The sequence below is a fragment of the Pilimelia columellifera subsp. columellifera genome, assembly GCF_039532605.1.
Lineage (GTDB): Bacteria > Actinomycetota > Actinomycetes > Mycobacteriales > Micromonosporaceae > Pilimelia > Pilimelia columellifera.
Map to the genome: position 1 here is coordinate 61,155 of NZ_BAAARY010000004.1, position 13,476 is coordinate 74,630.

12 protein-coding genes are annotated in these 13,476 nt (G+C 69.5%); 6 read left to right on the forward strand and 6 right to left on the reverse strand.

What is annotated here, in order from left to right; genetic code table 11:
* Positions 1-7 precede the first annotated feature (7 nt).
* Positions 8-1,090: a sporangiospore maturation cell wall hydrolase GsmA gene (gene gsmA, locus ABD287_RS05930; protein ID WP_344169476.1), complete on the reverse strand. Its 1,083-nt coding sequence runs from the start codon at positions 1,088-1,090 to the stop codon at positions 8-10.
* Between the two features lie 195 nt (positions 1,091-1,285).
* Between gsmA and typA the strand changes: the two genes are divergently transcribed.
* Positions 1,286-3,154 (forward strand): translational GTPase TypA, encoded by a 1,869-nt coding sequence (typA, locus tag ABD287_RS05935; protein ID WP_344169479.1) that lies wholly within the window; start codon positions 1,286-1,288, stop codon positions 3,152-3,154.
* Positions 3,155-3,290: 136 nt separating this feature from the next.
* On the forward strand, positions 3,291-3,761 hold the full coding sequence (locus ABD287_RS05940) for a VOC family protein (protein WP_344169482.1): 471 nt from the start codon (positions 3,291-3,293) through the stop codon (positions 3,759-3,761).
* A gap of 82 nt (positions 3,762-3,843) precedes the next feature.
* Here ABD287_RS05940 and ABD287_RS05945 read toward each other — a convergent pair whose 3' ends face one another.
* Positions 3,844-4,839, reverse strand: a complete 996-nt coding sequence (locus ABD287_RS05945) for a TerC family protein (RefSeq protein ID WP_344169485.1) — start codon at positions 4,837-4,839, stop codon at positions 3,844-3,846.
* 309 nt (positions 4,840-5,148) lie between these two features.
* Positions 5,149-5,601, reverse strand: coding sequence for a protein phosphatase (locus ABD287_RS05950; RefSeq protein ID WP_344169488.1), 453 nt, complete (start codon positions 5,599-5,601; stop codon positions 5,149-5,151).
* 156 nt (positions 5,602-5,757) lie between these two features.
* Between ABD287_RS05950 and ABD287_RS05955 the strand changes: the two genes are divergently transcribed.
* Entirely contained in the window at positions 5,758-6,042 is a 285-nt protein-coding gene (locus tag ABD287_RS05955; RefSeq protein ID WP_344169490.1) for an antibiotic biosynthesis monooxygenase family protein, read from the forward strand.
* Between the two features lie 31 nt (positions 6,043-6,073).
* On the opposite strand, the gene uvrB is transcribed toward ABD287_RS05955, so the two are convergent.
* Together uvrB and coaE are read right to left on the reverse strand one after the other, a co-directional pair.
* Positions 6,074-8,272 carry an excinuclease ABC subunit UvrB gene (uvrB, locus tag ABD287_RS05960; protein WP_344169493.1) on the reverse strand — a complete coding sequence of 733 codons (2,199 nt, stop codon included), beginning with the start codon at positions 8,270-8,272 and terminating at the stop codon, positions 6,074-6,076.
* 229 nt (positions 8,273-8,501) lie between these two features.
* Positions 8,502-9,590, reverse strand: coding sequence for a dephospho-CoA kinase (gene coaE / locus ABD287_RS05965; RefSeq protein WP_344169496.1), 1,089 nt, complete (start codon positions 9,588-9,590; stop codon positions 8,502-8,504).
* A 119-nt stretch (positions 9,591-9,709) separates the two neighbouring features.
* Between coaE and ABD287_RS05970 the strand changes: the two genes are divergently transcribed.
* A complete protein-coding gene (locus tag ABD287_RS05970) occupies positions 9,710-10,069 on the forward strand; it encodes a hypothetical protein (RefSeq protein WP_344169499.1) in 360 nt (119 codons plus the stop codon).
* Positions 10,070-10,150: 81 nt separating this feature from the next.
* Here the strand turns inward: ABD287_RS05970 and rpsA are convergent, their stop codons facing one another.
* Positions 10,151-11,662, reverse strand: coding sequence for a 30S ribosomal protein S1 (gene rpsA, locus ABD287_RS05975; protein ID WP_344169502.1), 1,512 nt, complete (start codon positions 11,660-11,662; stop codon positions 10,151-10,153).
* A gap of 295 nt (positions 11,663-11,957) precedes the next feature.
* On the opposite strand from rpsA, the gene ABD287_RS05980 reads away from it, so the two are divergent.
* Positions 11,958-12,815: a class I SAM-dependent methyltransferase gene (locus ABD287_RS05980; RefSeq protein ID WP_344169505.1), complete on the forward strand. Its 858-nt coding sequence runs from the start codon at positions 11,958-11,960 to the stop codon at positions 12,813-12,815.
* 10 nt (positions 12,816-12,825) lie between these two features.
* On the forward strand, positions 12,826-13,476 hold the full coding sequence (locus ABD287_RS05985) for a Uma2 family endonuclease (protein ID WP_344169508.1): 651 nt from the start codon (positions 12,826-12,828) through the stop codon (positions 13,474-13,476).

Below are 13,476 nucleotides of genomic sequence, written 5' to 3' on the forward strand. Positions count from 1 at the left end.
CCCGTCGTCAGCGGTCGAAGCGGTACAGGTTGTAGGAACGCATGATGCGGATGAGGTTGCTGGAGTAGGTAGGGCCGGTGGCGTAGCCGGCCCGGTGGATGGCCACCGCGAACTGGTTCGGACTCCGGGTGTACCGGAACGCGCCCCGGTAGCGCGGGCGTTGGCGCAGCGCCCGTCCGTGATCGACCATCGAGCCGGTGAGACTGGGATACGCCCGGAACGAGGCGCGCGTCCGCCAGCACCGGCCCTTGCCGCATTCGGTGGTGGCGTAACTGCGACAACCGACGGCGATACCGCCCGGGGCGCCGAAACACTTCATCCCGAAGTAGTTGTGGTCGCGACGGGTGAGCAGGCTGCGTCCCCAGCCAGATTCCAGGATCGCCTGGGCGATGGTCACCGAGGCGGGCACCCGGTACGCCCGGTAGCTGGCCCGGGCGCCGCCGGCGACCCGCAGGACGAACGCCGCGGTCCCCGGGGGCGCGGTCCACGGCGCCTGGCCGCACCACGGCAGCACCGGCACGCTCGGCGACCAGCGGATCAACGCCGCCGGGGCGTAGCGGCCGTTGGTGAGCAGATACCAGGAGTTGGTGGCGCCGTAGGGACCCCGGATCCGCTGGCCCCAGCGCTGGCAGCGGACGCCGACGGAGGTGCCGCGCAGAAGCCGCCCAGCCGGGGCGGAGGCCAGGCCGGGACCGCGGCGCATCATGATCGTGGTGGTGGCGTGGCCGAGCGCGCGGCGGCCGTCGCCGCCGCACCAGGCGACCACCCGGTTGGGACGCCACTGGACGAAACCGTCGGAGAGGTACCCGCCGGTGGACAGTCGGTTCCAGAAACCGCTACGGCGGACCGGACCGGCGATCCCCTGCCCGTAGACCTGGCACAGGACGCCGACACGGACGCCGTGCGCGACCTGGCCGACGACGCGGTGCCCGGTGGTCGGGCCGGCGCGAAGGCTCAGCGACGCGCCGGCGGCGGCGATGGTGGCGCTGCGACGCGGGGCGGCCTGCGCGGCATCTCGAACGGCCACCAGGTCGGCGGCGACGATGGTCGCGGCCACCGCGGCGACGGACAGCATCGTGAGCAACCGCATGCGTTCCCTTCCGCCTTCGGTCGTGGGCCGCCGGCGGACGGGGCCCTCAATTCGCCGATGCTATGGGTGATCGGCGACAAAATGAGGACTTTGCCGGTTTTGCCCCCACAGGACGCGCGGTGACGCCAGCGCCGTCCCGGGCGCAGATTCCGACCCGCCGCACACTGGCCGGCGACGACCGGCGAGGATGGGGCCATGCAGAAAACCCGTCCTGATCTTCGTAACGTCGCCATCGTCGCGCATGTCGACCACGGCAAGACCACGCTCGTCGACGCGATGCTGCGTCAGGGCGGAGCGTTCTCCGAGCGCGCCGAACTGACTGACCGGGTCATGGACTCGGGCGATCTGGAACGGGAAAAGGGCATCACCATCCTGGCCAAGAACACGGCCATCCGGTACGTGCCCGTCGAGGGCGAGCCGGTCACGATCAACATCATCGACACTCCGGGCCATGCCGACTTCGGCGGCGAGGTCGAGCGCGGCCTCACCATGGTCGACGGCGTCATCCTGCTGGTGGACGCCTCCGAGGGTCCGCTGCCGCAGACCCGGTTCGTGCTGCGCAAGGCGCTCAAGGCCCGCCTGCCGATCATTCTGGTGATCAATAAGGTCGACCGTCCGGACGCCCGGATCTCCGAGGTTGTCGACGAGACCTACGAGCTGTTCCTGGACCTGGACGCCGACGAGGCCCAGATCGAGTTCCCGATCATCTACGCCTGCGCCCGCGACGGGGTCGCCTCGCTGCTCAAGCCCGAGGACGGCAAGGTCCCCGACGACAGCGACAGCCTCGAACCGCTTTTCCGCACCCTGCTCGACACGATCCCGGCGCCGGTGTACACCGAGGGCGCGCCGTTGCAGGCCCACGTGACGAACCTCGACGCGTCGCCGTTCCTGGGCCGCCTGGCGCTGTGCCGGGTGCGCGAGGGAGTCATCCGCAAGGGCCAGACCGCCGCCTGGTGCAAGACCGACGGCACCACGAGCACCGTGCGCGTCTCCGAGCTGCTCATGACCGACGGCTTGGAGCGCAAGCCGGCCGACAGCGCCGGCCCCGGTGACATCATCGCCATCGCCGGCATCCCGGACATCATGATCGGCGAGACGCTGGCCGACCCGGAGAACCCGGTCGCGCTGCCGCTCATCACCGTGGACGAGCCCGCGATCTCCATGGTCATCGGCACCAACAGCTCGCCGCTGGTCGGCAGGGTCAAGGGGGCCAAGGTCACCGCCCGGATGGTCAAAGACCGGCTGGACAAGGAACTGGTCGGCAACGTCTCGCTGCGGATCCTGACGACCGAGCGCCCCGACGCGTGGGAGGTTCAGGGCCGGGGCGAGCTGGCGCTGGCGATCCTGGTCGAGCAGATGCGCCGGGAGAACTACGAGCTGACCGTCGGCAAGCCGCAGGTCGTCACCCGGCAGATCGACGGCAAGACCTGCGAGCCGGTCGAGCGGCTGACGATCGACTCCCCCGAGGAGCACATGGGCGCGATCACCCAGCTGCTGGCCACCCGCAAGGGCCGGATGGAGCAGTACACCAACCACAACACCGGCTGGATCCGGATGGAGTGGCTCATCCCGGCCCGGGGTCTTATCGGTTTCCGGACCGAGTTCCTCACCGAGACCCGCGGCACCGGCATTGCCCACCACGTCTTCGAGACCTACGAGCCGTGGTTCGGCGAGCTGCGCACCCGCAACAACGGCTCGCTCGTCGCCGACCGCACCGGCGTCGTGACGTCCTTCGCCATGCTCAACCTGCAGGAGCGCGGCCAGCTGTTCGTGGAGCCCACCACCGAGGTGTACGAGGGCATGATCGTCGGTGAGAACTCGCGCGCCGACGACATGGACGTCAACATCACCAAGGAGAAGAAGCTCACCAATATGCGGGCCTCCAGCTCCGACGAGACCGAGAAGGTCATCCCGCCACGCAGGCTGTCGCTGGAGCAGGCGTTGGAGTTCTGCCGCGACGACGAGTGCGTTGAGGTCACCCCGGCAGCGGTGCGCATCCGCAAGGTGGTGCTGGACCAGACCCAGCGCGGCCGGATGGCGGCCCGCCGCAAGCACCAGGGCTGATCACCAGCGTCCTGCGGGGCGGGTCGGCGGTGGCGTTCGCCGCCCGCGCCGACCCGCCCCGATTGCTGCCATCGCGCTGGCGTGGTCGCACGGCGCCTTAGCGTGGTGAGGACAGTCATCTGGTGAGGAGCGCGCGATGCAGAAGATCAAGCCCTGCCTGTGGTTCGACACGCAGGCGATGGTGGCCGCCGAGCACTACACCTCAATCTTCCCGGACTCGAAGATCCTCGATGTCGTCCGCTACACCGAGGCAGGCCCCGGTGAGCCGGGCACGGTGCTGACGGTGACGTTCCAGATTGCCGGCCAGGAGCTGATGGCGCTCAACGGCGGTCCACGGTTCACCTTCACCGAGGCGATCTCGCTCAGTGTCGACTGTCAGGACCAGGAGGAGCTGGACGACCTGTGGTCCCGGCTGGGCGCCGACGGTGACGAGGGCCAGTGCGGGTGGATCAGGGACAGGTTCGGACTGTGGTGGCAACTGGTGCCGACCGCGATCAATGCGTTGCTCCGGGACGGGGAACCGGCCCGGACGGCGCGGATGATGACCGCGCTGCTCGGGATGCGCAAGCTCGACATCAGAGCGTTGCAGGACGCCTACGACGCCTGACCGAGACGGGTCAGGCGTCGTAGGCGACGGGTCGTCGGCGGGACGGACGCCGCGCGACGGCGGGGGACGCGCCGCCGCCCGGTCAGGCCGCGGTGATGCCGTTGCGGGAGTCACGGCGGGTCTTGATCAGGCTGGCGACGGCCGCCGTGGTCAGCGTGCCGATGATGATGGACAGGGAGAGCCAGATCGGGATGTGCGGCATCCAGGTGACCTTCTCGCCGCCGTTGATGAACGGAACGTTGTTCTCGGCGATCGCGTCCATGATCAGTTTGACGCCGATGAACCCGAGCACCACAGCCAGTCCGAGCGACAGGTACACCAGGCGGTCCAACAGGCCGCCGAGCAGGAAGTAGAGCTGCCGCAGGCCCATCAGCGCGAACACGTTCGCGGTGAAGACGAGGTACGCCTCGTTGGTGAGACCGAAGATCGCCGGGATCGAGTCCAGGGCGAAGATGAGGTCGGTCGTGCCGATTGCGATCATGACAATGAGCATCGGGGTGAACATCCGCCGACCGAGGCTGTCGGTGGTGGTCAGCCTGGCGCCGTCATAGGCCGGGCCGACCCGCAGCGCCCGCCGGCTCCACCGGATGAGGATGTTCTCCTTGTAGTCGTCGGCCTCGTCCTCGCCATGCTTGGCAAGGCCGATCGCCGTGTAGATCAGGAACGCGCCGAAGATGTAGAACACCCAGACGAACTGGCTGATCAGCGCCGCGCCGGCCGCGATGAACAGGCCACGCAGCAGCAGCGCCAGAATGATGCCGATCATGAGCACCTTCTGCTGGTACTCCCGTGGCACCGCGAACCTGCTCATGATGATCACGAACACGAAGAGGTTGTCGACGGACAGGCTGTACTCGGTCAGCCAACCGGCGTAGAACTCACCCGCGTACCGGGCCCCGTAGAAGAGCCAGATGCCCGCGCCGAAGGCCACAGCGAGCGTCACATAGGCGGCGACCCAGGTGGACGACTCCCGCATCGACGGCTCGTGCGGGCGGCGCCCCACGATGAGCAGGTCGATGGCGAGCAGGACGACGACGGCGACGAGCGTAACAACCCAGGCGACGGTCGAGACATGCATAGAAAACCCTCCGGCAGACACAGCGCTGCCAGGACACGGTCGTCCGCGTCCCGGCCATGCGATCCTTCGTGACTGTCGGAGGTCTCTCCCGCCGTGGCTGGCCACGACCGGCGGCGCCGGGCCTGACCAGGTGGTCAGAGTCCGTGTTGACGACACCGCCGCGAGGGATACTCCCCTCCCGTTGTCCCGGCCATTGTCACCCACCGGCCGCCTCCCCCGCACGGGGAGGTGGAGTGATCACACGCACCCGTGTGGCGGGAGCACGACGTAGGCCGAGACGGGCGCGTGGCATCAGCCGCGATCGAGAGACTACCGACGGCGGAAGCGCGCGACGAAGCGCCGCTGCCACGGCGTCTCGACGGCGCGGGGGTGATACCGCTGACGGACGAACGCGACCGCTTTCCCCGGCGCGAGGCCGTCGAGGATGGCGACGCAGGCCAGTCCGAGTCCGGTGCGGCCCACACCGCCTCCGCAGGCCACCTCGACCCGTTCCGTGTCCGCGCGCTCCCACGCCTCGACGAAGGCAGTCCGCGCGTCGTCCAGCCCCGGAACCCAGAAGTCCCGGCACCGCACCCAGCGACTCTGCCAGGCCATCGGGGGTGGTACGGAACCGAGCAGGTACACCCCGAAGGTGGGGAGCGGCTCCGGGGACGCCGTCTCGCTCAGCGCCCGGCCACGGACCAGGCGGCCGGAGGGTAGGCAGAGCACGCCGGCGCCGGTAGGGCTCCAGGGTGCGGCCATCAGGCGTCGAGGTTCGGCCATCAGGCGAGGGTAGCGCGCAGGTCACACCCTTTGAGCGTCCTAGGTAGCTAGTGCGCAGGTGTGGGTCGCGGTCGGGCAAGCGACACGGCGAGCCCACCGAGGGCTGAGCCTGATCGGCGGACGAGCCGCGGTGCTGGCAGACTCGCCGCTGTGATTATGGAGATCGCACGATTCGAGATCATCGCCGGCCGCGAGGACGAGTTCGCCGACGGGTACCGGCGCGCCCGGCCCCTGCTGACGGAGTCCCCCGGCTGCCTCAGCGCGCGGATGACCCGCGGCGTCGAGACGCCCAGTCAGTTCGTGCTGCTGGTCGAGTGGGAAAGCATCGCCGCCCACGAGGTCGGCTTCCGTTCCACCGAGCGGTTCACGCAGTGGCGTGCCATCGTGGGCCAGCACTTCGCCGCCCCGCCGCAGGTCGAGCACGTCGCCGATGTGGGCTGAACCGGCGCGGGTCGCCCGACGCGGCCAGGGCTCACTTCACCCCGGCGGCGTCCATGCCACGCAGCTCCTTCTTCAGATCGCTGACCTCGTCACGGATCCGGGCGGCCAGCTCAAACTGAAGCTCCCGGGCCGCCGCTAGCATCTGCTCGTTCAGCTCCTGGATCAGAGCCGCCAGATCCGCCCGGGCCATGCCCGCCCGCGACGGCGTCACCTGGCCGCGGCCGCGCGAACGCGTCTCCGGGACCGGGCCCTTGCCCCGGCTGACCTGCCGTCCGGCGCCGCCGACGATCGCGCCGCCGGGACCATGCCCGCCCAGGGCGCTCTCGGTGTCCTCGGCGTCGCGGTAGATGTCGTCGAGGATGTCGTGGATCTTCTTGCGTAGCGGCGCCGGCGTGATGCCGTTGGCCTCGTTGTGCGCGATCTGCTTGTCCCGACGCCGGTTCGTCTCCGCGATCGCGTCCGCCATCGACGGCGTGATCTTGTCGGCGTACATGTGGACCTCGCCCGACACGTTACGGGCGGCCCGACCGATCGTCTGGATCAGCGACCGGCCGCTACGCAGGAAGCCCTCCTTGTCGGCGTCGAGGATCGCCACCAGCGACACCTCCGGGAGATCGAGGCCCTCACGCAGGAGGTTGATCCCGACGAGGACGTCGAACTCGCCCTTACGCAGCTCGCTGAGCAGCTCCACCCGGCGCAGCGTGTCGACCTCGGAATGCAGATAACGCACCCGGATGCCGTGCTCCAGCAGGTAGTCGGTGAGATCCTCGGCCATCTTCTTGGTCAACGTGGTGACCAGGACCCGTTCGTCCCGCTCCACCCGGGTCCGGATCTCGTCCATGAGGTCGTCGATCTGCCCCTTGGTCGGCTTGACCACGACCTGCGGGTCGACCAGTCCGGTGGGCCTGATCACCTGCTCGACGAACTCGCCCTGGGCCTGTGCCATCTCCCAGTTGCCGGGGGTGGCCGACAGGAAGACCATCTGGCCGACGCGTTCGAGGAACTCGTCGAACCGCAGCGGCCGGTTGTCCTGGGCGCTGGGCAGCCGGAAACCGTGCTCCACCAGGACCCGCTTACGGGAGGCGTCGCCTTCGAACATCGCGCCGATCTGCGGGATCGTCACATGCGACTCGTCGATGACGGTGAGGAAGTCGTCGGGGAAGTAGTCCAGGAGACAGTGCGGCGGGCTGCCTGACTCGCGCCCGTCGATGTGCAGCGAATAGTTCTCGATGCCGGAGCAGAAACCGACCTGCCGCATCATCTCGATGTCATAGGTGGTGCGCATCCGAAGCCGTTGCGACTCCAGCAGCTTGCCCTGCCGGTCCAGCTCCTCCAACCGCGGCGTCAACTCGGCCTCGATGCCCGCCATCGCCCGTTCCATCCGCTCCGGCCCGGCTGCGTAGTGACTGGCCGGGAAGATGAGCAGCTGATCAACCTCCTTGATCACATCGCCGGTCAGCGGGTGCAGGTAGGACAGCTTCTCGATCTCATCGCCAAACAGCTCGACCCGGATCGCCAGCTCCTCGTACGCCGGGATGATCTCCAGAGTGTCGCCGCGGACCCGGAACGTGCCGCGCTGGAACGCGACGTCGTTACGGGCGTACTGGATGTCGACCAGCCGGCGCAGCAGCGTGTCGCGGTCGATCTCGCCGCCGACGCGGACCTTCACCGCCCGTTCCAGGTACTCCTGCGGCGTGCCGAGGCCGTAGATCGCGGACACCGTCGCCACGACGATCACGTCCCGACGCGTCAGCAGGGACATCGTCGCCGAGTGACGCAGCCGCTCGACCTCCTCGTTGATCGAGGAGTCCTTCTCGATATAGGTGTCGGTCTGCGGGATGTACGCCTCGGGCTGGTAGTAGTCGTAGTACGACACGAAGTACTCCACCGCGTTGTGCGGCATCAATTCCCGGAACTCCTTGGCCAGCTGCGCGCAGAGGGTCTTGTTCGGCGCGAGCACCAGCGTCGGGCGTTGCAGCTTCTCGACGAGCCAGGCGGTCGTCGCGCTCTTGCCGGTGCCGGTCGCGCCGAGCAGGACATTGTGCCGCTCGCCGGCCCGGACCCGACGGGTCAGCTCAGCGATCGCGGTCGGCTGGTCACCGGCGGGCACGTAGTCGCTCACCACCCGGAACTCGCCGTCCAGCCGCGGGATCGACGCGGGCGTCAACGCGCCGGTGGGCGCCGGATCGGTGGCGGGGCTCGTGGCGCGGGATCGGTTGTGCGACGGCATGGACCCAACCTACGCCGCGGGTCCGACACCGGCCGGCGGCCCGGACCAGGCCCGATCACCGTCGATTAACCGATTGTGTCGGGTCGCCCAGATGGCTACGGTGATGCGCGGACCGCTCGCGGCGGCCGATCGGGCTGCCTGTTGAGACGTGGCCCGTAGCGAGTTTGCAGCCCTGGGGACCACTCCCCGGTGAGCGCACCGCGTTCGGTCGCCGCGAGCGCCCCACCGCTCACGGACTCCAACCACGCCGCTCAGCCCAGGCCCGTGCCTGCGCGTAACCGTCCGCCGAGGCGTCGCCACGGCCATCGGGATCGGCGCGCAGCCAGTCGCGTAGCCGTAGTTCGTCGGCCCACAACGGGGACTGCCGCGGAACCAGGCGAACGTTGACCAGCCGTCCCGGGTCGGCCTCCCGGAGACGCCCCAGCACCTGCTCCCGGTCCGCGGAGGCTCCGGCTCCGTCCGGGACGAGCCCGATTCCGGCGCACCGGGCGACTCCAGCCCGCGCCGTCTCGACCGAGGGCGTCACCACCTGGATGTCGAGCACGTCGACGGCCGGACGTCCCACCGCGGTGGGACCCACATGATCGGCCCGGACCACCGCCGCGCCCAGCGCCCGACGGAGCCGGGCGATGAGGCGCGCGGCCTGCTCGGGCCAGGATGGATCCAGGGGGACGACCACCAGTGGTTCGGGGCGGGGCGGTGACTGCCCGCGACGGAGGTTCGCCTCGAACGGGAGCAGCCGCTCGTTCCAGAGCCGGTCCACAGACTCGTCGAGCGCATCGACCGGCCCATCGTTGCGAAGCACGACGTCCGCGGCCGCCAGCCGGTCGGCGTCGCTGGCCTGAGCGTCGATGCGGGCCCGGGCCTGCCCGGCGGGCATGGCGCGGTGGCGGATGAGGCGGGCCACCCTGGTCTCCACGGTCGCGGCGACCACGATCACCAGTGGGAACGCCGCCGCCTGGCCGCTCTCTACCAGCAGCGGAATGTCGTGGACGACGATCGCGTCAGCCGGCGCCGAACGCTCCAGCCGCTCGGCGCGCTCCCGGACCCGGGGGTGGATGATGCGCTCAAGGAGAGCCCGCCGGTCGGCGTCAGCGAAGACGATCGCCCCGAGGGCGACGCGGTCGAGCTCGCCATCGGCGCCGACGACCCGCGACCCGAACGCGGCGACGACCTCGGCGAGCCCGTCCCCGCCGGCCCGGACGACGTCCCGCGCCACCACGTCAGCATCGATGACCACAGCGCCCAATGCGCCCAGACGCCTGGCAACCGTGCTCTTGCCGGCCCCGATCCCGCCGGTCAGTCCAATGGTCAACACGGCCACCAGTCAACCCCATTCGTGCCCCGGTGTCCTGATCGGGTGACGCGGGCTCTCGATCAGCATTTCGGGCCGCCCCGGGCCCTACCGTGCGATCAAGAACCTCGAAGGGACCTCGGATGACGCCTCAGCGTACGTACGTGATCGTCAGCCTGATCAACGATGTGGACGTGACAGCGGCTGGCCGGGCCAGAGCTGGCGCGGTGGTAGGCCGGCAACGGTCGGGCTCAGCCGACACCGGCGGCGACATGTCGGTGCTGGCCACCGCGGCCGGCGCCGGCCGGCACCGGATCGGCACGCCGGGGCTACGGCACTTCGGGCTGTTCGAGGCCCAGCTCCCGGGCTCGCACCGCGCCGCCGGGGAACAGCCGAGACTTGCGCGCCGCACCGCCGCGGCGACGGCGGCGGCGGCGGTCGTGGTGAGTGGCTGGTACGCGGCCAGCGGAACGATGACTCTCATCACCGTCATCGGCGGCTAGGCCGGCCGCCAGACCGCCGGAAGGACCGAGCCCCTGTCCGCAGCGCTGCGGACAGGGGCTCGGGGTGTCGCTAGGCGCGGATCACTTGCCGCCGGCGAGCTTCTCGCGCAGAGCCGCGAGCGCCTCGTCGGTGGCCAGCGTGCCGGCCGGCTCCTCCGCGACGCGGGCCGGAGCGGACGACGAGCTGCTGCTGGTGCTGGTAGCACTGCTGCTGCTGGTCGTCGTGACTCCGGCGGCTGCCGCCTCGGGAGCCTCAGCCTCGGCCTCGCGGGACGCCACAACCTGCTTGGTGTGGGCCTCCCAGCGGGTGCGGGCCTCGGCGTACTGCCGCTCCCACTCCTCGCGCTGCTTGTCGAAGCCTTCGAGCCACTCGCCCGTCTCCGGGTCGAAACCGTCAGGGTAGATGTAGTTACCCTCGGTGTCGTAGGTGGCGGCCATGCCGTAGAGGGTCGGGTCGAAGTGCTCCTCGCCCTCCTGGAAGCCCTCGTTGGCCTGCTTGAGCGACAGCGAGATCCGGCGACGCTCAAGGTCGATGTCGATGACCTTGACCATGACCTCGGAACCGACCTGGACGACCTGCTCCGGGATCTCGACGTGCCGCTCGGCCAGCTCGGAGATGTGGACCAGGCCCTCGATGCCGTCGTCAACCCGCACGAACGCGCCGAACGGCACCAGTTTGGTGACCTTTCCAGGCACGATCTGCTGGATCGCGTGGGTCCGGGCGAACTGGCGCCACGGGTCTTCCTGCGTCGCCTTGAGCGACAGCGAGACCCGCTCGCGGTCCAGGTCGACGTCCAGGACCTCGACCTCGACCTCCTGGCCGACCTCGACGACCTCGGACGGGTGGTCGATGTGCTTCCACGACAGCTCGGAGACGTGCACGAGGCCGTCCACGCCGCCCAGATCGACGAAGGCGCCGAAGTTGACGATCGAGGAGACCTGACCCTTGCGGACCTGGCCCTTCTGGAGCTTGTTGAGGAACTCCGTGCGGACCTCGGACTGGGTCTGCTCCAGCCAGGCGCGGCGGGACAGGACCACGTTGTTGCGGTTCTTGTCCAACTCGATGATCTTCGCTTCGAGCTCGCGGCCGACGTACGGCTGGAGGTCACGCACCCGGCGCATCTCCACCAGCGAGGCCGGCAGGAAGCCACGCAGGCCGATGTCCAGGATGAGACCACCCTTGACGACCTCGATGACAGAGCCGCGGACGACGCCGTCGTCTTCCTTGATCTTCTCGATGGTGCCCCAGGCGCGCTCGTACTGCGCCCGCTTCTTCGAGAGGATCAGACGGCCTTCCTTGTCCTCCTTCTGGAGAACCAGGGCCTCGATCTCGTCGCCAACCGACACCACCTCAGCGGGGTCGACATCGTGCTTGATCGACAACTCGCGCGAGGGGATGACGCCCTCGGTCTTGTAGCCGATGTCGAGCAGGACCTCGTCCCGATCGACCTTGACGACGGTGCCTTCGACAATGTCGCCGTCATTGAAGTACTTGATCGTCTCGTCGATCGCGGCGAGAAACGCTTCCTCAGAGCCGATGTCGTCGAAAGTGATCTTGTTGGCGCTCGAGGTGGCCTCGATGCTGCTCGTCATGTGGGCTGTTGCTCCGAACGGAATGGGTATCGCGAGGACTGTGCACACCCGCGAACCTGCTCAGCCGCCATGCCGTGCCTGGCTGTCTGACCTGACCTCGCCCGGGCTGTGACGCCCGGCTCGTCGGCCCGGCCGGCTCTCCTGCCTGCCGCCTGGCTAACCTGCCTGCCGCGCGCCTACTCCCTGCCGAGGCGCGCGATTCACGAGTGCATCGGACAGCTTACCGTGCGCGATACCACAGCACGCAAGGCCTCCGGAGACCACTGGCACGAGGTCTCCCCCGTACGGTGACGAAGTGACCCACGACACTGCCCCGGAGCCCGCCGCCGGCCCTGGCGTCGAGCGTCGCCACGTCAGCGACGCCGAGAGCGCCTTGGCCAGCCGCCGGTGGTGGGACGCCGACGCCGACGCCTACCAGGCCGAGCACGGCGAGTTCCTCGGCGACTGCGACTTCGTCTGGTGCCCTGAGGGCCTGCGCGAGGCGACAGCCGGACTGCTCGGCCCGGTCGCCGGACGCGACGTGCTGGAGCTGGGATGCGGCGCCGCATCGGCCGGCCGGTGGTTGGTGGCCCAAGGGGCGCGGACCGTCGCCGTGGACCTGTCCGACGGGATGCTGCGGCACGCCGTCGCGGCCGGGCGGCGGTGCGGCGTGCGGGTGCCGTTGGCGCAGGCCGACGCGCTAGCGCTGCCGTTTCGCGACGGCGTGTTCGACATCGTCTGCACCGCGTTCGGGGCGGTCCCGTTCGTGGCGGACTCGCAGGCCGTCATGCGGGAGGCGCACCGGGTGCTGCGACCCGGCGGGAAGTGGGTCTTCTCGGTCACCCACCCCATGCGATGGATCTTCCTGGACGACCCATCGGAGAACGGGCTCCTTGCGGTACATTCGTACTTCGACCGGCGCCCGTACGTGGAGCACGACGCCGCCGGAAAACCCACCTACGTCGAGCAACACCGGACCCTCGGCGACCGGATCCGCGAGCTGGTCGCCGCCGGTTTCGCGCTCACCGACCTCATCGAGCCCGAGTGGCCCGAGGGACATGACGGAATCTGGGGACAATGGAGCCCGCTGCGCGGGCGCCTGTTCCCAGGAACGGCCATCTTCTGCAGCGTCAAGCCCGAGCAGCCGACGCCCGACAGAGCCCAACCGGCGTAAGCTTTCCGCCGTGACCGCCGAGCCGATCCCCGCAACCGAGACCCGGGGCCCCACCGGGCTCATCGGCGCCGAGCTCGACAGCGCCGCCGCCATGTGGCAACCCGACCCGGCGCGCCAGCGCCGCGCCGACCACACCCTTGAAGACCTGCTCACCCTCCCCCATGACGCCCCGCGCGTCGAGCTCGTCGACGGAGTGTTGCACGTGGCCCCCTCGCCGACTGAAAACCATCAGGACATCGTCAGCCTTCTGTGGTCGTGGCTGCGGGCGCACACGCCCGCCGACTACAAGGTCACCGCCGGGATGAGCGTCGCGCTCACCGAACGCGACGTGCGGATTCCCGACGTCATCGTCCGACGTGCCGGCGGCAGCGGCGCCCGGCACTTCGTCACCGCCGACCAGGTCGTCATCGCCGTCGAGGTCGTGTCGCCAGGCACCCGGCGGACCGACCGGTTCGCCAAGCCCGGCGAGTACGCCGCCGCCGGCATCAGGCACTACTGGCGGATCGAGCAGGACCCGGTGCACGTCTACGCCTACCGTCTCAGCGACCGACCCGGCCGCAGCGGCTACCGCGAGTACGAACTCGTCGCCGACAGCGCTGACTCGCTCAAGCTGACCGAGCCGTTCGAGATCAGCATTCCGATCTCCCAGATCACCCCGTGA